Here is a 22,510-nt window from a genome sequence, read left to right as displayed (position 1 = left end):
GCCTCTCGTGGTGAGCGCGCGGCCGTGAGCGTCCTGGCACGGCTGAAGGAGACGCTCGGCGCGCTCGTCGACACCGACGAGACTGTTCTCGAGCAGGCCAGAGCAGACCGCTCCGGTCATGCCGCCGCCGGACGCCCGATCGCCGTCATCCACGCCGAACGGGTCGAGCACGTCCAGCAGACCATGCGCATCGCGACGGCCACGCGCACCCCCGTCGTCATCCGCGGTGCCGGCACCGGACTCGCCGGTGCCGCCAACGCCGGCAGTGGCGAGATCGTGCTGTCCCTGCGGCGGATGACCGCGATCCGCGAGGTGCGACCAGACGATCTGCTCGCGGTCGTCGAACCCGGCATCCTGAACGCCGACCTCAACACGGAGCTCGCCCGGCATGGCCTGTGGTGGGCGCCCGACCCGGCCAGCCGCGACATCTCCACGGTGGGCGGCAACATCGCCACCGGTGCCGGCGGACTGCTCTGCGCCAAATACGGTGTCGTCCGCGATGCCGTGCTGGGCGCCGACCTCGTGCTCGCGGACGGACGGCTTCTGCACCTCGGCCACCGGAGCGTCAAAGGCGTCACCGGTCTCGACCTCACCGCACTGGTCGTCGGCTCCGAAGGCACGCTGGGTGTCGTGGTGGGAGCGACCCTCAAGCTGCGCAGGCTCGTGCCCGGAGAGACCTGCACGGTCGTCGCCACCTTCCCCGGCGTGCGCGCCGCAGCCTCCGCTTCTGCCGCTGTCACCGCCGCCGGGGTGCAACCGGCGATCATGGAGCTGATGGATGCCGCGAGCCTCACCGCCGTGCACGCGCTCCTCGGTCTCGTCGCCCCGACGCCGGGGGCGGCCCAGCTCACCATTCAGACCGACGGACCCGCCGCCCGTGCCGAGGCCGACGCCATCGCGGAGATCCTCCGTTCCCATGGCGGGGTCACTGTGGTCTCGCACGATCGCGCGGAGGGCGAACAGCTGCTCGCGATCCGCCGATCGATGCACGCGGCGATGGCGTCACTGGGAACGACGCTCATCGAGGACGTCTCCGTGCCGCGCAGCGCGATGCCCGCCATGTTCGACGAGATCGCGCGCATCGAACGCGAGCACGCGCTCACCATCCCGACGGTGGCGCACGCCGGCGACGGCAATCTGCACCCCAACTTCCTCTTCGAAGGTCCGGACGTTCCGCCCGAGGTGTGGGTCGCGGCGGACGAGCTGTTCCGCGCGGCGATCCGCCTCGGCGGGACCCTGACCGGAGAGCACGGCATCGGCGTGCTGAAGCGCCGCTGGCTCGCCGAAGAGCTCGGTGACGACCAGTGGCAGCTGCAACGGCAGATCGCCGCGGTGTTCGATCCCCTCGGCATCCTCAACCCGGGAAAGGTGTTCAGCCCCGATGCCTGACATCCATGTGAGCGCGGCCGTGATCATCGATGCCGAAGGCCGGGTGCTGGTCGTCCGCAAGCAGGGCACCACGCGGTTCATGCAGCCGGGAGGCAAGCCCGAGCCGGGCGAATCCGCGGTGCAGACCCTGATCCGCGAGCTCCACGAGGAGTTGGGACTCACGCTCGACGAGAGTGACCTTCACCCACTCGGGACCTTCATCTCCGCGGCCGCGAACGAACCGGGGCACCGTGTCGTCGCTGCGGCCTTCGCGACATCCGTCGACCCCGGAGCCGTCACGGTCCAGGCGGAGCTCGCTGAACTGCGATGGATCACGCCGGCAGACGTCGCGACACTCCCCCTGGCGCCCCTGAGCGTCGAGCACCTGCTGCCGATCGCCTGGCCCGCGCTGGCGGGCTGAACGCGCCGGACAGGCGTCAGATGCCCTGCCAGGCCGGCTTGTTCGCGAACGTGTAGCGGTAGTAGTCGGCAAGAGCGAGACGCGATGCCGCAGCCTCATCGACGACGATCGTCGCATGCGGGTGCAGCTGGATGGCGGAGCCCGGAAGGAGCGCGGTGAGCGGTCCCTCGACGGCGCCGGCCACGGCCTCGGCCTTGCCTTCGCCGAAAGCGAGCAGCACCAGGTGCCGCGCCTTCAGGATGGTGCCGAGTCCCTGCGTGATGCAGTGCATCGGCACGTCGTCGATGGAGTCGAAGAAGCGCGCGTTGTCCTCGCGGGTCTGCTCCGTGAGCGTCTTCACCCGGGTGCGCGACGCGAAGGACGACCCCGGCTCGTTGAAGCCGATGTGTCCGTCGGTACCGATCCCGAGGATCTGCAGGTCGACCCCACCGGCCGCATCGATGGCGACCTCGTAGTCGTCGCCGGCGTGCTGGATCGTCGCGAGAGCGCCGTTGGGAACGTGGATGCGCTGCGGGTCGAGACCGAGTGGTTCGACGACCTCGCGCGTGATCACGGAGCGGTAGCTCTCCGGGTGCGACGGGTCGATGCCGACGTACTCGTCGAGCGCGAAGCCGCGCACCTGCGAGACGTCGCGACCGGCGAGCTGCGTGCGCAGCGCCTGGTACACGGGAAGCGGAGTGGATCCGGTCGCCAGCCCCAGCACCGCATCCGCCCGGCGTTCGATCAGCTCGACGATCTCGGTGGCGACCAAGGCGCCTGCGGCCTCGGCATTCTCGACGATGACGACCTCAGCCATGCGGGACGATCTCCTTCTCGGTGATGGATGCGCCGACCAGTGCGGCGCCGAAAGCGGCAGCGGGAGACCCGGCCGGAAGCAGTTCGATTCTCTCATCCAGGCGGAGGGACCGCATGAACGGCGACGCGTCGGCGCCGGCATGCAGCGCCGCACGTACGCCGGCCTCCAGGCGGTCGCCGAGAGCCGTGAGCCCTCCTCCGATGACGACGGTCTCGACGTCGGCCGAGAGGACGAGCACACGAACGGCGGCGGCAGCGCCGTGGAACAGGTCCTCTCGGAGCGCGAGAGCGAGCGGATCGCCGGCGTCCGCGGCGTCGAAGATGTCTCTGATCGGCAGCGCGCCCGGGCGACCCCAGGCCTTGGCGAGCGCTCCGCCGCCGCAGAACGTCTCGACGCAGCCATGCTGACCGCATCCGCACAGGCGTCCCTTCGGATCGACCGAGAGGTGCCCCACTTCCCCGGCTGTGCCACGGGCGCCGCGCCAGATGCGGCCGTCGATCACGATGCCGGCGGCGACGCCGGTGCCGAGGTTGAGATATGCCATCGACCCGGTGACCCCGCTCAGGGCCGCCGCACCGAGTGCGGCCGCCTTCACATCGTTCTCCACACGGAACGGCATGCCGAGCGCCTGTTCGGCACGGTCGGCGAGATCGAGGGATTCCACGCCGAGGTTGACCGCATGGTCGACGCGGCCGGCGTCGGCGTCGACCAGCCCGGGGATGCCGATTCCGACGGAGCCGATGTCCGACAGCGACAATCCGACTTCATCGGCGAGCCCGCTGACGGCCGTCACGATGCTCTCGACGACGGCATCGTCTCCCCAGCCGGTGACCCGGCGGAGTCGGCCGATGATCTCCCCGGAAGGGTCTACAGCCACGGCGTCGATCTTGGTACCGCCGACGTCCAGGCCCACTCGAATCCGCCGACCGGCGGGGTCGGCAGCACGCGCATCACTCATCGGATGCTGCTCCCCGCGGTCTCCGCGGTGGCGAAGGGGAGCGTCACGACACGCCCAGCTGGCCGGAGAGCACCATCACGGCGGCACCGCGCAGGACGATGTCCTCCTGATGGGTCCGGCGCACGACCACGTCCTCGAACACACCCTCGAGCGTGCGGGCGTGCAGCGTCTCGATCGCGGCATCGATCAGGATGCCGTCGAGCAGATCTGCGGGACCGGAGAGCACGACCTCGGAGAGGTCGAGAGCAGCGACGATCGGAGCGACGGCGATCGCCATGCGCGTTCCGGCGTCGCGCAGGATCTCGTCGCGAGCGTCGGAGTCGGACTCCAGCGCCGCACGCAGGCGGCTGACGCTCAGCCAGGCCTCGAGACAGCCATCCTTGCCGCAGGCACATCGGGGACCGCCGTCGGTGCCGACGACGACGTGTCCGATCTCCCCCGCCGCGAAGCGGCTGCCCAGCAGCGGCTGGCTGCCGGTGATGAGCCCGGCGCCAACGCCCTTGCCGATCTTGATCAGCATGAAGTCGGCCTTCGCATCGCCGAACGTGTATTCGGCGAGCACCGCCGCGTTGGCGTCGTTCCTGGCGAGGACGGGCAGATCGAGGTCGATGCCGAGCTTCGCCTCGAGCGGGAAGTTCGTCCAGCCGAGGTTCGGCGAGCTGAGGACGAGTCCATCGGGCCGCACGACACCGGGAGTTCCGATGCCGACGCCGAGCAGCGGCTGCGTGGAAGCGGCGACCAGGGTCTTGGCGAGCTCGTGCAGGGCCGCGTACGCCGCTTCGCCGTCGGGCGAGTCCGGCCTCGGCACCTCACGCCGTTCGAGCACGTCGCCGTCGAGGCTCAGCACCGCGCCGGTGAAAGCGCTGGGACCCGAGAGATCGAGGCCGAGGATCTGGTGGCCGACGCGGTCGATGTCGATCAGGATGGGCGGCTTGCCCGGACCTACGGCCTCGCGGACGCCCATCTCGATGACGATGCCGTCGGCGATGAATTCGGCGACCAGGTCGGAGATCGTGACTCGGGTCAGCCCGGTCTCTCGCGAGAGATCCGCACGGCTCATCGCACCGGCGTGATACAGCGTCTGCAGCACGAGTGCACGGTTGTGGCCGCGTGCATGCTCGGGAAGCACTTTCGCACGCGAGCGCAGGTGGCGCCCCGGGCCGAAGGCATGCGTGTTCGCGCCGAGGTACTCTACCGGCGGCGCGGGACGCTGTTCATCCGAAACGGACATGTTTGTTAGTAGACCTTACGAACAAAATTTGTGCAACCTCTCCCCGCGGTCGCGCGAGGAGGGTTACCGAAACGTTACATTACTTTCGAAGCTCGGCGGAGGCGTCCTCCGAACGCTCGAGAAGCCGCGTCACCAGACCGGCGACGATGCGCTCGCGCGCCTCGACCGTGAGGGGTTTGCCGGGCACTCCGGGACGACGCTGATCGGGTGCAGGTCCGTCCAGTGGACGATACCGCACCCCCGCCGCGCGGAGACGGCGCAGCTGCATCGGCAGACGTCGACCGAAGTCCGCAAACGGTGCCGGGTCACCACCCTCCCAAAGCCGCTCGGCGATCGCCGACAGACGAGGGAACATCGCGAAGTCGACCCGATCACGGGTGGGCAGATGCTCGCTCCAGACGTTGGCCTGACCGCCGACGGCTCCGTCCTCGACGCGCAGGGTGTACGCCCGCTCGATCGTCAGTGGCGGGCCGACCCTGATGGGCTCCTCCGCGGATTCGGACTGCGGGTAGTCGAGGTACGCCTCGAGGTCGGGGCAGGCCACGACCTCGATGCCCCGCGAGAGAGCCGCGCGCATCGCGACCGGGCCACGCCATGCGAGAATCCGGACGCCGTCGGGCACGTCACCCTCGAGCACCTCGTCCCACGCCAGCGCCGTGCGACCTCTGGCGCGTACGTGAGCGACGAAATGGGCCGTGAACCACGGCTGCACGTCGTGCGCGGTGGCGAGTCCGAGCTCCTGCACACGCGCGGCGGCCGCGGCGCTCTGCGCCCACTCGGTCACCGGGACCTCGTCACCGCCGATGCCGATCCACTCCGAGTCGAACACGTCGCACAGCGCGTCGATGGCCGCGCGCCCGAAGGCCAGCGAGGCCTCGGTGGGCGCGAGCGTGCGCGGGTTCACGCCGAACCGCTCCCACGGCGACTCGACCGGGTCGCCGACGTCGGTGTTCCCGAGCTCAGGATAGGCGGCGAGCGCGGCCTGCACGTGACCGGGGAGTTCGACCTCCGGGACGAGCGTGACGAAGCGTTCGGCGGCGTACCTCACGAGATCACGCAACTCGGCGGTCGTGTAGAAGCCCTCATGGACGCCGGGCTCGACGGTCGCGAGCGGACCGTGGCCGCGCTGCGTCGCTGCTCGACGGGCACCGATCTCGGTGAGGCGGGGGAAGCCCGGCACCTCGAACCGCCAGCCCTGGTCATCCGAGAGATGCAGGTGCAGGACGTTGAGATGGTGATCCGCGAGCTGGTCGATGAGACGACGGACCTCTTCCACGGTCCGGAAGTGACGTGCGACGTCGAGCATCGCGCCTCGCCACGCATAGGCGGGCGCTCCCTCCCAGACTCCGGCCGGAATCGGCGTCGTCGCTCCGTCCGGGTCACGGAGCTGCCGCAGCACCGTGGCACCCCGGTACACGCCGGCAGGACTCGCACCCCGGACCTCGATACCCGAGGCGCTCACGCTCACGCGGAACGCCTCCGGTGCGATGCGACCCGCCGCTGCGGCATCGGCGCCGAGCGTCTCATCGACCACGAGGCGGATGCCCGGCCGTCCGTCGTCGCGACCGACTCCACCCAGCCGGCCCGCAACGGTGGCGAGCTCCGCGGTGGCGAGCACGGGTGTCTCGTCCGACCAGGCGAAACCTGTTGCCAGCGGGTCGATGCGTGCGTCGATGCGCGGCACCGTGGCTCGATGGGCCACCGGCGGCATCCGCAGCGCCCGCCCCGGCGTGGCACCGGTGGGCTCGCCGTCGGAGACCACGGGCACTCCGCCGACCAGCACCTCGACGATGCCGAGCGGTGGGGTGAACGGCTCGTCGAAGGTCGCGCCGGCGGCGATGGTCTCGGGATCGAAGAGCACCAGGTCGGCGGTCGCGCCGGAGCGGATCACACCGCGCGGAGCATCGTCGCGGTCGAGGCCCAGCCGTCTGGCCGGTGTACCCGCCAGGTGCTGCACCGCCTCCTCCAGCGTGAGGATGCCGAGCTCGCGCACGTAGTGTCCGAGATAGCGCGGGAACGTGCCCCGGCCACGGGGGTGCGGCCGCGCACCGATCAGGATGCCGTCGCTTCCGCCGGTGTGCTGCGGGTGGCGCATGATCGCGCGGACGTTCTCCTCGTCGCCGATGTGCATCAGGATGCCGGTGGCCCCGGCATCGGCGATGATCGTGTCGAGCACGACGTCGACGGCTCGACGCCCCGTGGTCTCGGCGATCTCGGCGACCGTCCGACCGACCAGGTCGACCAGGTCAGGATGGACCGTGCCGGAGATCTGGATCTGCGTCCAGTCGGCCCTCTCACCGTGGAAGCCGTCGCAGCCGACCTCTTCGAGCTCGACTCGGACCGTCTCCCGACCGGCCGCGTCCAGCTCGGCGACAGCACGCAACAGGTCGCCCGTGGCGGCGAGCCTGCTCGGCAGCAGGGCCGCGAGCGTGGTGGCTCCCGGCAGATAGGGATAGGTGTCCAGGGTCACGTCGACGCCATCCGCGATGGCCTCATCGATGAGAGCGAGGAGCTCCGCTGCCCGCCCCCGGTTCGGGGTGAAGTTCATCGTGGCGTGGGTGAGGTGGACGGGACACCCGGTGCGGCGGCCGATGTCGAGCGCCTCCCGATAGGCGTCGAGCGCTCCCCCGCCGTAGCTGCGCGTGTGCGGCGCCCAGTAACCGCCCCGTTCCGCGACCACGCGGCACAGCGCCTCGAGCTCCGCCGTGTCGGCGTACATCCCCGGCGTATAGGTGAGGCCGCTCGACATCCCGAACGCACCGGCATCCAGCGCCGCGCCGAGCAGGTCCGCCATGGCGGAGATCTCGGCCGACGTCGCCGGGCGGTTCTCATGCCCGACGACCATCATCCTGAGGTTCCCCTGCGGCACGAGCACTGCGGCGTTGGCCACGGCTGCGGCATCGATCGCGGCGAGCAGGTCGTCCATCGTCCGCCAGGGCACCTCGGCGGGCATGCCGTTCCATCCGGCGATCTGGCCGGGGATGACGGCGGCCGCGCGGTCGTCCGACGGGGCGTAGCCAAGGCCGTCCTGACCGAGCACTTCGGTGGTGACCCCCTGCCGGATCTTCGCCTCGTGGGCAGCGCCGCTCAGCACGGCGAGGTCGCTGTGCGCGTGCATGTCGATGAATCCCGGGGCCAGCACCAGGCCGGCCGCATCGATCTCCGTCGCCCCATCCGGAAGCTCGAGGCCCTCGGTGGCTTCCTTCGTCAGCACCGCGGCCACCCGGGCACCCTCGACGGCGACGTCGGCCACGTAGCGCGCCGCCCCCGTCCCGTCGACGACCGTCGCTCCGCGGTAGACCCGCACCAGGCCGGCCGCCGCCTTCTCCGCACTCAGAAGCATGTCGCGACCGCCCCGATCACGCGCGGGTCATCCGCGTCGGGATCGTCGATCACGGCGACCACCCGCCACTTGTCGAACGCCGTGCATGGGTGCGAGAGGCCCAGACGCACCACGTCGCCGACCCCCGCCGAAGCGCCGTCCGCGAGCCGCAGGAACGCGTGCTGATCGTTGAGCGCCGTGATCTCACCGTCGACCGACTGCGGGACCGGCAGATCGAGATCGAACGGCACATCTCGACGGCCCGCGTCCAACAGGGCGAGGCCCTGTTCCGGCTGCGAGACGACACGCGACCAGGCGTGCATCGCCGAACGAAGTGGCGCGGTTCCGGTCAACGGGCCGAACGGCGACATGCGGGAGTAGAACCCGTCGTCGTGGATCTGGAAGGCACCAGACCGCAGGACGACGTCGGCCTCCGCGCCCTGGGGCGCGAGTACCGTGGCAGCCCGATCGGGGAACGAGCTGCCGCCCGCGCTGAGCACAGGGCGGATGTCCGCGGGGTACACCAGGCGCGTGTGCAGCTCGACGATCGTCCGGAGATACGCGTCGACGGCCGCGACGGAAGCGTCGCTGCGATCCGGCCCGAACGGACCTTCGTACCCGGCGACACCGGCGAGTCGCAGCCCGGGAGCCTCCGAGATCGCCTGCGCGATCCGCTCGCCCTCCTCCACGCTGCGGGCGCCGGTGCGGCCCTGCGCGCCGCCGAGCTCCACCAGCACGTCGAGCGGCCGCACGGCACCGCGCGTCCCGTCCGCCAGGATCGCGACGCCGGCGAGGGAATCCGCCCAGCACAGCACCCGCAGCCCGTCATCGGCGGCGAGCAGTGCGCTCAGGCGGCGCACCGCCGCGGCATCTGTCACAGCATTGGCGATCAGCACCGTCGCGACACCGGCGTCGACGGCGACCTCGGCCTGCCACGGCGTCGCGACCGAGATGCCCCACGCGCCCGCTTCGAGGAGCCGCTGCCAGAGGGCCGGCGCCATCGTGGTCTTGCCGTGCGGCGCGAGCAGCACCCCCTGCTCCCGCGCCCATGCGAAGACGGTCCCCTCGTTGTGCGCGAGTGCGCCCTCATGCACCGTGAGCACCGGAGTGACCAGGTCGGAGAGGCGCAGATCGGCGCCCGCGACCTCCGAGAGTCGGAGTCCCGCAGCATGCGCCGGGAAGCCCTTCGTCCAGGCGCCGAGAACGGGATCCGGAATTTGTAGAGGCATCTAACAAGGCTACTAGGCTGGACGGCATGACCGCGAAGATCCGAGTTTCCACCGATGCCGCCCCCGCTCCCGCGCACACCTTCTCGCAGGGGATCCGCAAGGGCCCGTTCGTCCAGGTGTCCGGCCAGGGCCCGGTCGACCCGCAGACGAACGAGTACCTCTTCCCCGGCGACGTGGCCGCGCAGACCACTCGCACCCTCGAGAACGTCAAGGCGATCGTCGAGGCATCGGGCGCGACGTTCGACGACGTCGTGATGCTGCGCGTGTACCTCACCAAGCGCGAGGACTTCCCGATCATGAACGATGCCTACGGCGCCTTCGTGACCGCGAACACCCTCAGCGGAGTCCTCCCGTCGCGCACCACCGTCTTCACCGGTCTCCCCCGCGAGGAGATGCTCGTCGAGATCGACGGCATCGCCATCGTCGACTGACCTGGCGCGGGGAGGGACGATATCACGGACCGTTGCCTCCCCGTTACCTCCCATCCCGTACCATTGGACCTCAGGACACGTTTGAGATCCGGGGGGTGAAGTTCGTGACCGATCTGATTTCTGCGCCGGGCGCAGCAGCCGAGGCGCATGGCGACGACGCCACGCCCACCGCCGTACTCACGCCGCGGGATTCGGCCACCGACGCCGTCCCGCCCACCACCGGCGAACAGCCGTTGGCGTGGGCCCCCGTCGAGCCGGCCCCCAAGAAGCGCCGCCTCGGCCTCTGGATCGGGCTCGGACTCGGCGTCGTCGCCCTGGGCGCGGGAGCAGCCTCGCTGGTACTCATCGCCCCGGGAACCACCGTCGCCGGAATCCCGGTCGGATGGATGACACCGGGCGCCGCGGCCGAAGCGATCAGCACGCATCTCGCCGAGACCGAGGTCACGCTCACCGGCGACGGAGATGACGCGGTCCTGACCGGCGCCGACCTCGGCGCGTCCCTCGATGCGACCGCTCTCGCCGATGCCGCCTTCGCCGCCCGACCGCTGTGGAACCTCGGCATGTGGATGGGCGATCCGGTTCCCGCCGACATCGCCCTCGATACGGAGAAGGCCTCAGCGGCGCTGCGCAGCGCCGTGCCGTCGAGCTTCCAAGACCCGGTGGACGCCGGTGTCGCATTCGACCCCGCCGGCGGTAAGTACATCGTCACGGCCTCGGAGCCCGGCACCGGAATCGACGTCGATGATCTCACCGCCGCCTTCACCGATGCGGTGGCCGCGGGGAAGACGTCTCTCGAATACCCCGGCGGTCCTGCCGAGGCCCTGCCTGCCGTCTCCGACGACGACGCCACCGCCACCGCCACCGAGCTGAACACGATGCTCGGGACGATCGGCTTCTACGTCGGCGACGAACGCACCGTGCCGGTCAAGCCCGCGGTCGCAGCCACCTGGCTGACCGTGGTCGACGAAGACGGCCAGCTGCGCATCGAAGCCGACGCCCAGGCCATCCAGGCCACCGTCGACACGCTTCCGGGTCTCGTCGACCGGGCGCCGGTCAACGCCACGAACATCGTCGACTCCGCCGGCACCGTGTTGCGGGCCGAGCAGGAGGGCGTCGTGGGCCGCGCCGTCGGCGACACGTCGGGCATCGCCGAGCAGTTCGCTCAGCAGCTCGCCGCCGGCGACGGGGTCTACAAGCTCACCGTGGGCGAGACCGCTTTCGAGACGGTCAACCTGTTCCGCCGCATCGAGATCAACCTGAGCTCGCAGCGCGCCTACCTGTTCCAGAACAACGAGGTCGTGCAGTCCTGGGCGGTGTCGACCGGGTTGCCCGGCACGCTGACCCCGGCCGGCAACTTCAAGGTGTTCGCGCACACGGCCATCCAGGACATGGGCTGCTACGAGGGCGCGCCCTACTGCACCGAAGACGTCCCCTGGATCACCTGGTTCGCGCCGAACATCGGCTTCCACGGCACCTACTGGCACAACAACTTCGGCCAGCGGATGAGCCACGGCTGCGTGAACCTCCCGATCGATCTCGCCAAGTACGTCTACGACTGGTCGCCGGTCGGCCTCGAGGTCTCGGTCTACTACTGAACCGCTCTCCCGCGGACATGAAGAAGGGGGTGGATGCCGAAGCATCCACCCCCTTCTCGTGTGTCAGCGCAGTGCGTCGACGATGCCGTTCAGTGTGGCGGACGGACGCATGACCGCGGCGACGAGATCCTCGTCGGGACGGTAGTAGCCGCCGATCTCCACCGGCTTGCCCTGCACCGCGTTGAGCTCGGAGACGATCCTCTCCTCGTTCTCGGCGAGCGTCGCGGCGATGGGGGCGAACGCCGCTGCGAGCTCGGCGTCCTTCGACTGCTTCGCCAGCTCCTGAGCCCAGTACAGGCCCAGGTAGAAGTGGCTGCCGCGGTTGTCGATGGTGCCCAGCGCGCGGCCCGGGGAGCGGTCCTCCTCGAGGAAGGTGCCGGTCGCGGCGTCCAGCGTCTCGGCCAGCACGCGGGCCTTCTCGTTGCCCGTGCGGTCGGCGAAGTGCTCGAGCGATGCGGCCAGCGCGAAGAACTCGCCGAGGGAGTCCCACCGCAGGTAGTTCTCCTCGACCAGCTGCTGCACGTGCTTCGGTGCGGAGCCCCCGGCGCCGGTCTCGAAGAGACCGCCGCCCGCGAGCAGCGGCACGATCGAGAGCATCTTGGCGCTCGTGCCGACCTCGAGGATCGGGAACAGATCGGTGAGGTAGTCGCGCAGCACGTTGCCGGTGACCGAGATCGTGTCGAGCCCGTGACGCATGCGGGCGAGCGTGTAGCGCGTCGCTTCCTCGGGCGCGAGGATCGTGATCGTGAGGCCCTTGGTGTCGAGCGTCGCGAGGCCCTGGTGCACCTTGGCGATGATCTGGGCGTCGTGCGAGCGGTTCGCGTCGAGCCAGAACACGGCGGGGTCGCCGGTCGCGCGTGCACGGGTGACCGCGAGCTTGACCCAGTCCATGACGGGGATGTGCTTGGTCTGCGTCGCGCGCCAGATGTCGCCCCTGCCGACGGTGTGCTCGATGAGCACCGTGCCCTCGCTGTCGAGCACCTGGACGATGCCGTCTGCGGCGATCTCGAACGTCTTGTCGTGGCTGCCGTACTCCTCGGCGGCCTGCGCCATGAGCCCCACGTTCGGGACCGTGCCGATCGTCGCCGGGTCGAGCGGACCGTTCGCGATCACGTCGTCGATCACGGCCTGGTAGACGCTCGCGTACGAGGAGTCGGGGATCACCGCGAGGGTGTCCGCCTCTTCCCCGTCCTTGCCCCAGAGCTTTCCACCGTTGCGGACGAGCGCGGGCATCGATGCGTCGACGATCACGTCGCTCGGCACGTGCAGGTTCGTCGTGCCCTTGTCCGAGTTCACGTACGACAGGCGCGGCCCCTCGGCGATCGCCTTGTCGAAGGCGGCGGCGATCTCGTCGCCACCCGCCACGTTCGCGAGCCCCGCGAGGATCGAGCCGAGTCCGTCGTTCGCGCTGAGTCCTGCCGCGGCGAGCTTGTCGCCGTACTGCGCGAACACGTCGGCGAAGAACGCCTTCACGACGTGGCCGAAGATGATGGGGTCGCTGACCTTCATCATGGTCGCCTTGAGGTGCACCGAGTACAGCACGTCGTCGGCCGCGGCTGTCTTCAGCGTCTCGGCGAGGAAGGCATCCAGCTCCTTGGCGGAGAGGAAGGTCGCGTCGATGATCTCGCGCGGCAGGACCTTGAGGCCCTCCTTCAGCACGGTGACCGTTCCGTCTTCGGCCGTGTGCCGGAAGCTCAGCACGTCGTCGTGGGCAGCGACCCAGGAGCGCTCGTTGTGCTTGAAGTCGTCGTGCCCCAGGGTGGCGACGCGCGTCTTCGATCCCGCGGCGAACGGCTTGTTGCGGTGCGGGTGCTTCTTCGCGTAGTTCTTCACGGCGAGAGGCGCACGGCGGTCGCTGTTGCCCTCGCGCAGCACCGGGTTCACGGCGGAGCCCTTGATGCGGTCGTAGCGCGCGCGCACGTCCTTCTCTTCGAGCGACGACGGCTCGTCCGGGAAGTCGGGGATGTCGTAGCCCTGCTTCTGCAGTTCCGCGATGGCGCCCTTGAGCTGGGGGATCGATGCCGAGATGTTCGGCAGCTTGATGATGTTCGCCTCGGGGAGCGTGGCCAGGCCGCCCAGCTCGGCGAGCGCGTCGCCCACCTGCTGCTCCGGCGTGAGCTTCTGCGGGAAGGCGGCCAGGATGCGGCCTGCCAGCGAGATGTCGCGGGTCTCGAAGTCGATGCCCGCCTGACCCGTGTAGGCCTGGATGATCGGCAGGAACGAGGCGGTGGCCAGTGCCGGCGCCTCGTCTGTGTGGGTGTAGATGATGGCTTCGTCGGTCACCGGGAGGTTCTCCGCTCTTGTGGTCTATTTGTCTCGATACCAAGATACCTGAGTGGCTTCGGGCCCGTTGCCCCGGCCCCTCACCGACGTCCGGCGAGTGGTGACGATCGGCCAGTTCTGGACGAAATGTTCGACCGAGACGTGTCGGTGCCGGCCCGAGGGGTTAGCCTGGGTCCATGTCCGAACTGCGCATGGTCGAACTCTCCGCTGCGACGATCGTCGCCGTGAACAACCTGTCGCTCAAGCCCGGACAGGAGCAGTTCCTCGCTCCCGTCTCGTACGGGATCGCAGCCACAGTCATCAACCCGCAGACCTCCTGGCAGCGGGTGATCCTCGACCGCAACGAGGTCGTCGGCTTCGTCAGCGCGAACTTCGATCCCGAAGCACCGGAGGAGCATTTCCGCTCCGTGCTGTGGCGCATCAACGTCGACGCCGACGATCAGGGTCGCGGCGTCGGCCGCTTCGCCGTCGAGGCGCTGGTCGAAGAGGCCAAGGCGCGCGACGTCGACCACGTCAACGTCATCTACGAGGCCGGCGAGGGCGGGCCCGAGACCTTCTTCCACCGCGTCGGCTTCACGCCTGTCGGCGAGACCGCCTACGGCGAGGTCATCGCCGAGATCCGCGTCACGTCCTAGGCCGGCGGCGGGGTCTCGAATCCCCTCCCCCATCGAGACCTCGTCGCCCTAGACCGCGGGATCGCTCCCACGGTTGCGGAAGCGTATTTGTTGCGCATGACCACAAAAGGCTTGCGCAGGGCGACGGGTCGTGTCTATCATCGCTGGAGAAGCGTGAGCGAAGCGCTTCGACGATTGCTTTCCGCACGATGACGATGGAGTCCCGATGACGACGATCCATGAGGTGGCACGCGCCGCCGGTGTGTCGATCAGCACGGTCTCCTACGCACTCAGCGGCAAGCGCCCGGTGTCGGAGAAGACCCGGATGCGCATCGAGGATGCGGTGCACGCGCTCGGCTACGAGCCCGATGCCGGCGCACGCATGCTGGCCGGTCGCCGCACGCACATCTTCGCCCTGACCGAGCCGCTGCGCGCCGACACGCACGCCCCCACCCACATGGCCTTCGTGCTCGCGACCGCGGTCGCCGCACGGCGGCAGGGCTTCGACATCCTCCTCCTCACCGACGAGCAGGCGTCCGAGGGGATGAACCGCGTGGCGGCGAGCAACCTCGTCGACGCGATCCTCGTGCTCGACGTCGCTCCCGACGACGAGCGCGTCCCCATAGCCCGCTCGGTCGGCACGCCCACCATCTTCATCGGCCTGCCCGACGACCGCGAGGGTCTGACCTGCGTCGACCTCGACTTCGAAGCGGCCGGTCGGCTGGCGGTCGACCGTCTCGCCGACGCGGGTCACCGACGCATCGCCCTGCTCGGTCAGACCGAGGTCTCGTACCGCAAATCGAACTTCCCCCGCCGTCTGCTCCGGGGCGCGCAGGAACAGGCAGCCGCCCGCGACGTCACTCTCGACTGGTCAGCCTCCGGTTCGGCGGTGACGGATGCGTCCGCCGTGCGTGCGTGCACGGAGACCGCGCTCGCCCGCGGAGACCGCGCGTTCATCGTGCACGCCGTCGACGATGTGCACCAGGTGCTGCTGTCCGTGCTCGCCGAACACGGACTGCGGGTCGGCGACGACGTCTCGGTGATCTCCGCCGCCGCATCCTTCGACACCGCCGCACTGCCGGTCCCCGTCGACACGATCCCACTCGTGCCGCAGCGATCGTGCGAACTCGCGGTCGACCTGGCGGTTCGCCGCCTGGACGACCCTCTCGCCCCCGCCGAGATCCACCTCATCCCGCCCGAGTACCGCTCGGTCGGCTCCGTCTCCCCCGCCCAGGACTGACCACCCTCCTCGCCCGCTCGCCGGCATGTTCGCGATCGAAACGCTTCGACGATGCCTCGCCCACAACTGAACAATCCGACCCAGTGAAGTGTCCGGCCCATGGGGCCATTGAGAAAGGAGTGCCGACGATGGCACGCAGCACCCGCAGGACGAAGGCGCTGGCCCTGGTGGCCGCGCTCACGACGACCGGCATCGCGCTGAGCGGCTGTACAGCCGGTTTGGGCGAAGAGGGCGGCGACGGTCAGACCCTCAAGCTCTGGCACTACGAGGGCGCCGACAGCGCGATGGGCAAGGCCTGGGCCGAGTCCATCAAGATCTTCGAGAAGGAGACCGGAGCGAAGGTCGAGTTCGAGGAGAAGTCCTTCGAGCAGATCCAGAAGACGGCGAGCCAGGTGCTCGACACCGACGCCGCGCCCGACCTCATGGAGTTCAACAAGGGCAACGCGACGGCAGGCTTCCTCGCCTCCACCGGCCTGATCGCCGACATCTCCGACGCGGTCGAGGAGTACGGATGGGACGAGAAGCTGGCGCCGTCGCTGCAGACCACCGCCAAGTACTCGGAAGACGGCGTGATGGGCGGTGACACCTGGTTCGGCGTTCCGAACTACGGCGAGTTCGTCGGCGTCTACTACAACGAGGATGCCTTCGCCGCAGCAGGGCTGGAGATTCCCACCACGTACGAGGAGTTCGTCGACGTGCTCGACGCCTTCGTCGCCCAGGGCGTCACGCCGCTCGCGGAAGCCGGAGCCGAGTACCCGCTGGGGCAGCTCTGGTATCAGCTCGCGCTGCGCGAGGCCGACCGCGGCTTCGTCGACGACTACCAGCTCTACAAGGAGCCCGTCGACTGGCAGGGCTCCGAGGTCACGTCGGCGACCGAGACCCTGAAGGAGTACGTCGACAAGGGCTACATCGCCTCCGACGTCTCGTCGGTCAAGGCCGAGGACGCCGGCGTCTCGTTCATCAACGGCTCGTCGCCGATCTTCGTCTCGGGCTCGTGGTGGTTCGGTCGCTTCGTCGCCGAGGCCACCGGCTTCGACTGGTCGATGGCCGCGTTCCCCGGAGCAGACCTCTCGCTCGGCTCGTCGGGCAACCTCTGGGTCGTCCCCGAGAACGCGTCGAACAAGGACCTCGCCTACGAGTTCATCGACATCACGATGCGCCCCGAGATCCAGGCGATCATCGGCAACAACGGCGGACTGCCCGTCGCGGCCGACACCGCCGACATCACCGACGAGAAGAGCGCGGCCCTCATCGAGACCTTCAACGGGGTCCTCGACGCCGACGGCCTCTCGTTCTACCCGGACTGGCCCGCGCCCGGCTTCTACGACGTGATCGTGCAGGAGCTGCAGGGCCTCGTCACCGGCGTGCAGGACGTCGAGACCACGAACAAGAACCTCGGCGAGCAGTACGACGAAGGCACCGCCGACTTCCGTTGATCGACCTGCGGGGGCGGCATCCACAGGGACGCCGCCCCCGCACCTCCTGGAGATGAACATGTCACTCGCCACCCGCCGCGAGGGCCGCACGAAGCTGCCGCCCGAACAGCCGTCGATCCCGCAGCGCCGCGGTGGGACCGGGGCTTACTGGATCTACCTGCTGCCTGGCTTCGTGCTCCTGCTCGTCGTCGTGATCGTCCCGCTCATCTGGAACGTGTACCTGACCTTCACCAAGTGGAAGGGGGTGCGCACACCGGAGTTCATCGGCCTCGAGAACTGGCAGAAGATCCTCACCGACGACGACTTCTGGACGTCGTTCACGAACTCGGTATGGATGATCATCGCGATGGTCGTGGTGCCCACGATCGTCGGCCTCATCGTCGCAGCCCTCCTGTTCGACGTCGTCGGACGCAAGTTCGGCGGCAAGGTCGGCAGCTTCCTCCGCGCCACCTACTACCTGCCGCAGATCCTCCCGATCGCCGTCGCCGGCATCGTGATCGGCTGGATCGTGCGCCCCGGCGGCGACGGCGCCCTCAACCAGATGCTCGGATGGTTCGGGCTGCCCGCCTACGACTGGCTAGGCCAGATGCCGTCGGCGCTCATCGTGCTGATGGTCGTCATGGTGTGGGTGCAGCTCGGCTACCCCGTCGTCGTCTTCATGGCCGCGCTCCAGCGCGTGGACCCCGAGCTGTACGAGGCCGCCGAGCTCGACGGCGCGAACTGGTTCCAGCGGTTCTCGGCGATCACGATGAGCATCATCCGCCCCGAGATCTTCGTCGTCACCCTGACCTGCACGATCGCGGCGCTCAAGGTCTTCGGACCGGTCTACATCATCACCCGCGGCGGCCCTGCCGGTGCCACCCTGGTGCCCGCCTACTACGCCTACCAGGAGTTCTTCACGAAACGGAACGTCGGCTACGGCGCCACGATCGCGACGGTGCTCACCATCGTGGTCGTGATCGTGTCGATCATCTTCATCCGCGTCCAGAACTCCCTCGAGCGCAAGGAAAGGGCGGGTCTGTGATGCACGCCACCACCGCCATCGTCACCGGAAAGCCCGTCAAGGCGCGCCCGCGCGGCGGCATGACCAAGAAGCGCCCGATCGACTGGCTCCTGCTCGCGCTCGTCATCGTCGGCGCGCTGCTCGTCATCGCCCCCTTCTACCTGGTGCTCGTGAACTCCTTCAAGTCGCCCGTCGACTACGCCACCTCCGGTCCCCTCGCCCTCCCCGAGACCCTCGACTTCGGCGGCATCGTCAAGTTCTGGGAGCGGGTGAACTTCCCGGAGAAGGTGTGGAACTCGATCTTCATCGCCGGCATCGTGTCGGTGCTCGCGGTCGTCATCTCGATGCTCAACGCGTTCGCGATCGGCATCGGACGCATCCGCGGTCGCAGCTGGATCGTGCTGCTCTTCCTCATGGCGAACCTGCTGCCGCAGGAGGCCCTGCTCTACCCGCTGTACTACATGTTCAAATCGGTCGGACTGTACGACAACGTGTGGTCGGTCATCATCGTGTTCACCGTCATCCAGGCGGCGTTCGGCACCTACCTGCTCTCGTCCGTATACGGCACGTTCCCCAAGGAGATCCTCGAGGCCGCATCGCTCGACGGTGCGAGCCGCTGGCAGATCCTGTGGCGAGTGATCTTCCCGATCAGCCGTCCCACGCTCTCGGTCCTGCTGATCTTCTTCTTCATCTGGACGTGGAACGAGTTCCTGATCCCGCTGACGTTCCTCGCGTCGAACGCGAATCAGACCGTCCCGGTGGCCATCAGCGTGCTCCAGGGCGACCGCCTGATGGACGTCACCACCACGAGCGCCTCGGCCCTGCTCGGCATCATCCCGACGCTCATCTTCTTCCTCATCTTCCAACGCACCCTCACCAGGGGCATCACCGCAGGAGCAGTCAAGTAATGAAGTTCACCGACGGGTTCTGGCAGCTGCGTCCCGGAGTCTCGGCGCTCTACGCGCAGGAGGCGTACGACATCGCCGCGACCGACGAGACGCCGGACGGAACCGGCATCGTCATCACCGCACCCACGATGGTCATCGCGAAGCGCGGCGACACCCTCAACCGGCCCGTACTCACCACCACCCTCTCCTCCCCCGCGGAGGGCGTCATCCGCGTACGCATCGCGCATCACGCCGGCGGACGTCGGCAGGGAGGCTTCTCACTGCCCGGCGCGGGAACGGGAACGGCCTCGATCTCCGTCGGCGACCACGGCGGTGTGCTGGACGCCGGATCCCTGGTCGCGCGCATCACCCCCGGCGAGCCGTGGGACCTCTCGTTCGAGGTCGACGGACGCCGGGTGACCGGCAGCGGCCACAAGGCGCAGGGCTACGTGCGGCTGGCGGACGATGCCCAGGTCGATCGCGGGATCGTCGGCAACGGACGGCAGGGCGGCGCAGCTCCCCGCGCATCCGCCTACGTCCACGAGCAGCTCGACCTCGGCGTCGGAGAGCACGTCTACGGACTCGGCGAGCGCTTCGGACCGCTGGTCAAGAACGGCCAGACCGTGGAGATCTGGAACGCGGACGGCGGCACCTCCAGCGAGCAGGCCTACAAGAACGTCCCGTTCCACCTCTCGGACCGCGGCTACGGCGTGCTCGTGAACGACCCGGGCCACGTCTCCTACGAGATCGGCTCGGAATCCGTGGAGCGCGTGCAGTTCTCGGTGTCCGGCGAGGTGCTCGAGTACTTCGTGATCGCGGGTCCGACTCCGAAGGACGTGCTCGGTCGCTACACGGCTCTCACCGGTCGCCCGCCCGTCGTCCCCGCCTGGTCCTACGGGCTGTGGCTGTCGACCAGCTTCACGACCGACTACGACGAGCAGACCGTGAACTCCTTCATCGACGAGATGTCCGCGCGCGAGCTGCCGGTGTCGGTCTTCCACTTCGACTGCTTCTGGATGCGCGAGTTCCAGTGGTGCGACTTCGAGTGGGATCCGCGGGTCTTCCCCGACCCCGAGGGGATGCTCGGACGCCTGCACGACAAGGATCTGCGGGTCTGCGTGTGGATCAACCCCTACATCGCCCAGCGCTCCCCCCTGTTCCGGGAAGCCGCCGATCAGGGATTCCTGGTGAAGCGCGCCGACGGCTCGGTGTGGCAGTGGGACCTCTGGCAGGCCGGTATGGGACTCGTCGATTTCACGAACCCCGACGCCACCGCCTGGTACCAGTCGAAGCTGCGGGGCCTCGTCGCGCAGGGCGTCGACTGCTTCAAGACCGACTTCGGCGAGCGCATCCCCACGGATGTGGTGTGGGCCGACGGCGCAGACCCCGAGCGCATGCACAACCTCTACACCGACCTGTACAACCGCGCGGTGTTCGACGTGCTCACCGAGACGCGCGGCGCTGGCGACGCGGTGCTGTTCGCCCGGTCAGCGACCGCCGGCGGCCAGACCATGCCGGTGCACTGGGGCGGCGACTCCACGTCGACCTACACGTCGATGGCCGAGACGCTGCGCGGAGGCCTGTCGCTCGCGCTCTCGGGGTTCGCGTTCTGGAGCCACGACATCGGCGGGTTCGAAGGCATGCCGGATGCCGGTGTCTTCAAGCGCTGGACGGCATTCGGGCTGCTGGGGTCGCACTCGCGCTTCCACGGCTCGAGCTCGTACCGGGTGCCGTGGGCGTTCGACGAGGAGGCCGTGGAGGTGACGCGGCAGTTCACGCACCTCAAGATGCGCCTGATGCCGTACCTGTACCAGCAGGGGCTGGATGCCGCGGCGACGGGGGTGCCGCTGATGCGGCCGATGGTGCTGGAGTTCCCCGAGGATCCGGCGACCGCCTACCTCGACCGGCAGTACATGCTGGGCTCCGACCTGCTCGTCGCCCCGGTGTTCACCGAAGACGGAGAGGTCGAGTTCTACCTCCCCGCCGGCGAGTGGACCTCGTTGCTGACGGGCGAGACCGTCACGGGCGGCGGCTGGCGGCGCGAGAAGCACGGGTTCGACTCGCTGCCGCTGTACGTACGGCCGGGCACGGCGCTCCCCTGGGGCGCCCGGGTCGACCGCCCCGACTACGACTACCATGACGGACTGCGGCTCCGGGTCTTCCCCGGCGGCGCCGGCAGCACCACGGTCACCGTGACGGACCCCGATGGGCGCGCCGAGGACTACACCGTCGACCTCGAGGAGATCACCGCATGACCAGCCTGCTCACGCCCCGCGACGACTACCGCGGCTCCGGACTCGTGTTCCCCGAGGACTTCACGTTCGGGTCGGCCACCGCCTCCTATCAGATCGAGGGAGCCGCGGCCGAGGACGGGCGCACCCCCTCGATCTGGGACACCTTCAGCAAGACACCGGGTCGGGTCTGGAACGGCGACACCGGCGACGTCGCGTGCGATCACTACCACCGTGTGGACGAGGACCTCGATCTGATGTCCGACCTCGGGCTCGAGGCCTACCGGTTCTCGATCGCCTGGCCGCGCATCGTCCCCACCGCATCGGGCGCGGTGAATCAGGCCGGGATCGACTTCTACTCGCGCCTGGTCGACGGGCTGCTCGAACGCGGAATCCGGCCGGTGGCGACGCTCTACCACTGGGACCTCCCGCAGTACCTCGAGGATGCCGGTGGCTGGACGTCGCGGGCGACGACCGACGCCTTCGAGCGCTATGCCGAGATCATGGGCACGGCACTCGGCGACCGCGTGCACACCTGGACGACACTGAACGAGCCGTGGTGCTCGGCCTACCTCGGCTACGGCCAGGGCGGTCACGCGCCGGGCCGCCACGAACCGGCGTCGGCGCTGTCTGCCGTGCACCACCTGAACCTCGCCCACGGTCGCGCGGTGCAGGCGCTTCGCGCGACCTCCACCGGCGACCCGGACTACTCGGTCACCCTGAACTTCCACGTGCTCCGCGGACAGGGAGACGGCGCCGCGGAGGCGATGCGCAGGATCGACGCCCTCGCCAACCGCGCGTTCACCGGACCGATCCTGCGCGGCGAATACCCGGCCGATCTCCTCGAGGACACCGCATCGGTCACCGACTGGAACTTCGTGCAGGAGGGCGACCTCGCCACGATCGCCCAGCCGATCGACGTGCTCGGAGTGAACTACTACTCGACCGCGACCGTGCGCCTCTGGGACGGCGTCTCGCCGAAGCAGCAGAACGACGGCCACAAGGGTGCCGCGGGCGGAACGGCCTGGCCCGGCAGCGACCAGCTGGTCGAGTTCGTCGAGCAGCCCGGTCCCTACACCGCCATGGGCTGGAACATCGCTCCGGAGGGACTGGAGGAGCTGCTGGTGTCACTCTCCGAGCAGTTCCCCGAGCAGGCGCTCATGGTCACCGAGAACGGCGCCGCGTTCGAAGACGAGGTGACCGAGGACGGTGCGGTGCATGATGTCGAGCGCACCGACTACCTGCGCCGGCACTTCACCGCCGCACACCGGGCGATCGAGCGCGGTGTGGACCTGCGCGGGTATTTCGTGTGGTCGCTGCTCGACAACTTCGAGTGGGGATACGGCTACGCCAAGCGGTTCGGCATCGTGCGGGTCGACTTCGACGACCTCGCACGCACAGTGAAGGACTCCGGCCTCTGGTACCGGGAACTCATCCGCACCCGCACCGTGGAGGGCTGACCGCC

At 69.0% G+C, this 22,510-nt stretch carries 17 protein-coding genes; 11 read left to right on the top strand and 6 right to left on the bottom strand.

The genetic code is table 11. The features are described from left to right. Window positions 1-24: 24 nt before the first annotated feature. Both ACCO44_RS05355 and ACCO44_RS05350 read left to right on the top strand, forming a co-directional pair. On the top strand, window positions 25-1,389 hold the full coding sequence (locus tag ACCO44_RS05355; protein WP_372468773.1) for an FAD-binding oxidoreductase: 1,365 nt from the start codon (window positions 25-27) through the stop codon (window positions 1,387-1,389). Further along, window positions 1,382-1,789 carry an NUDIX domain-containing protein gene (locus ACCO44_RS05350; RefSeq protein ID WP_372468772.1) on the top strand — a complete coding sequence of 136 codons (408 nt, stop codon included), beginning with the start codon at window positions 1,382-1,384 and terminating at the stop codon, window positions 1,787-1,789. Before ACCO44_RS05355 ends, ACCO44_RS05350 begins: the two co-directional genes overlap by 8 nt. A 16-nt stretch (window positions 1,790-1,805) precedes the next feature. Here the strand turns inward: ACCO44_RS05350 and nagB are convergent, their stop codons facing one another. From nagB to ACCO44_RS05325, 5 genes are all read right to left on the bottom strand, one after another. Then, window positions 1,806-2,585, bottom strand: a complete 780-nt coding sequence (gene nagB / locus ACCO44_RS05345; protein WP_105711852.1) for a glucosamine-6-phosphate deaminase — start codon at window positions 2,583-2,585, stop codon at window positions 1,806-1,808. Beyond that, window positions 2,578-3,543, bottom strand: a complete 966-nt coding sequence (locus ACCO44_RS05340; RefSeq protein WP_372468771.1) for an ROK family protein — start codon at window positions 3,541-3,543, stop codon at window positions 2,578-2,580. The genes nagB and ACCO44_RS05340 overlap by 8 nt, the downstream gene beginning before the upstream one ends. 43 nt (window positions 3,544-3,586) lie before the next feature. Continuing rightward, window positions 3,587-4,774, bottom strand: coding sequence for an ROK family protein (locus ACCO44_RS05335; protein WP_372468770.1), 1,188 nt, complete (start codon window positions 4,772-4,774; stop codon window positions 3,587-3,589). 79 nt (window positions 4,775-4,853) lie between these two features. Further along, on the bottom strand, window positions 4,854-8,117 hold the full coding sequence (locus ACCO44_RS05330) for a family 20 glycosylhydrolase (RefSeq protein WP_372468768.1): 3,264 nt from the start codon (window positions 8,115-8,117) through the stop codon (window positions 4,854-4,856). Next, a complete protein-coding gene (locus ACCO44_RS05325; protein ID WP_372468766.1) occupies window positions 8,108-9,325 on the bottom strand; it encodes an amino acid deaminase in 1,218 nt (405 codons plus the stop codon). Before ACCO44_RS05325 ends, ACCO44_RS05330 begins: the two co-directional genes overlap by 10 nt. A 26-nt stretch (window positions 9,326-9,351) precedes the next feature. Here ACCO44_RS05325 and ACCO44_RS05320 point away from each other — a divergent pair, with 26 nt between their 5' ends. Both ACCO44_RS05320 and ACCO44_RS05315 read left to right on the top strand, forming a co-directional pair. After that, window positions 9,352-9,756 (top strand): RidA family protein, encoded by a 405-nt coding sequence (locus ACCO44_RS05320; RefSeq protein ID WP_029262315.1) that lies wholly within the window; start codon window positions 9,352-9,354, stop codon window positions 9,754-9,756. A gap of 104 nt (window positions 9,757-9,860) precedes the next feature. Then, complete coding sequence (locus tag ACCO44_RS05315) at window positions 9,861-11,351, top strand: L,D-transpeptidase family protein (RefSeq protein ID WP_231481818.1); 1,491 nt, start codon at window positions 9,861-9,863, stop codon at window positions 11,349-11,351. A 63-nt stretch (window positions 11,352-11,414) separates the two neighbouring features. On the opposite strand, the gene ACCO44_RS05310 is transcribed toward ACCO44_RS05315, so the two are convergent. Then, complete coding sequence (locus ACCO44_RS05310; protein ID WP_372468765.1) at window positions 11,415-13,634, bottom strand: NADP-dependent isocitrate dehydrogenase; 2,220 nt, start codon at window positions 13,632-13,634, stop codon at window positions 11,415-11,417. 176 nt (window positions 13,635-13,810) lie between these two features. Here ACCO44_RS05310 and ACCO44_RS05305 point away from each other — a divergent pair, with 176 nt between their 5' ends. The 7 genes from ACCO44_RS05305 (at window position 13,811) to ACCO44_RS05275 (ending at window position 22,505) form a co-directional block, all read left to right on the top strand. Then, on the top strand, window positions 13,811-14,269 hold the full coding sequence (locus ACCO44_RS05305; protein WP_029262312.1) for a GNAT family N-acetyltransferase: 459 nt from the start codon (window positions 13,811-13,813) through the stop codon (window positions 14,267-14,269). A 205-nt stretch (window positions 14,270-14,474) separates the two neighbouring features. After that, entirely contained in the window at window positions 14,475-15,488 is a 1,014-nt protein-coding gene (locus ACCO44_RS05300) for a LacI family DNA-binding transcriptional regulator (protein ID WP_372468764.1), read from the top strand. Window positions 15,489-15,616: 128 nt separating this feature from the next. Continuing rightward, window positions 15,617-16,924: an ABC transporter substrate-binding protein gene (locus ACCO44_RS05295; protein ID WP_372468763.1), complete on the top strand. Its 1,308-nt coding sequence runs from the start codon at window positions 15,617-15,619 to the stop codon at window positions 16,922-16,924. Window positions 16,925-16,982: 58 nt separating this feature from the next. Continuing rightward, the gene (locus tag ACCO44_RS05290; RefSeq protein ID WP_091034730.1) at window positions 16,983-17,948 is read left to right on the top strand and encodes a carbohydrate ABC transporter permease; all 966 of its coding nucleotides are present in this window, start codon (window positions 16,983-16,985) and stop codon (window positions 17,946-17,948) included. After that, entirely contained in the window at window positions 17,948-18,835 is an 888-nt protein-coding gene (locus ACCO44_RS05285; RefSeq protein ID WP_372468761.1) for a carbohydrate ABC transporter permease, read from the top strand. Before ACCO44_RS05290 ends, ACCO44_RS05285 begins: the two co-directional genes overlap by 1 nt. Further along, window positions 18,835-21,069, top strand: a complete 2,235-nt coding sequence (yicI, locus tag ACCO44_RS05280) for an alpha-xylosidase (protein ID WP_372468760.1) — start codon at window positions 18,835-18,837, stop codon at window positions 21,067-21,069. Before ACCO44_RS05285 ends, yicI begins: the two co-directional genes overlap by 1 nt. Further along, on the top strand, window positions 21,066-22,505 hold the full coding sequence (locus ACCO44_RS05275; RefSeq protein WP_372468758.1) for a GH1 family beta-glucosidase: 1,440 nt from the start codon (window positions 21,066-21,068) through the stop codon (window positions 22,503-22,505). Before yicI ends, ACCO44_RS05275 begins: the two co-directional genes overlap by 4 nt. Window positions 22,506-22,510: the final 5 nt, after the last annotated feature.

Source organism: Microbacterium maritypicum (assembly GCF_041529975.1).
Classification (GTDB): Bacteria; Actinomycetota; Actinomycetes; order Actinomycetales; family Microbacteriaceae; genus Microbacterium.
This window is presented reverse-complemented; position numbering and strand designations above follow the sequence as displayed.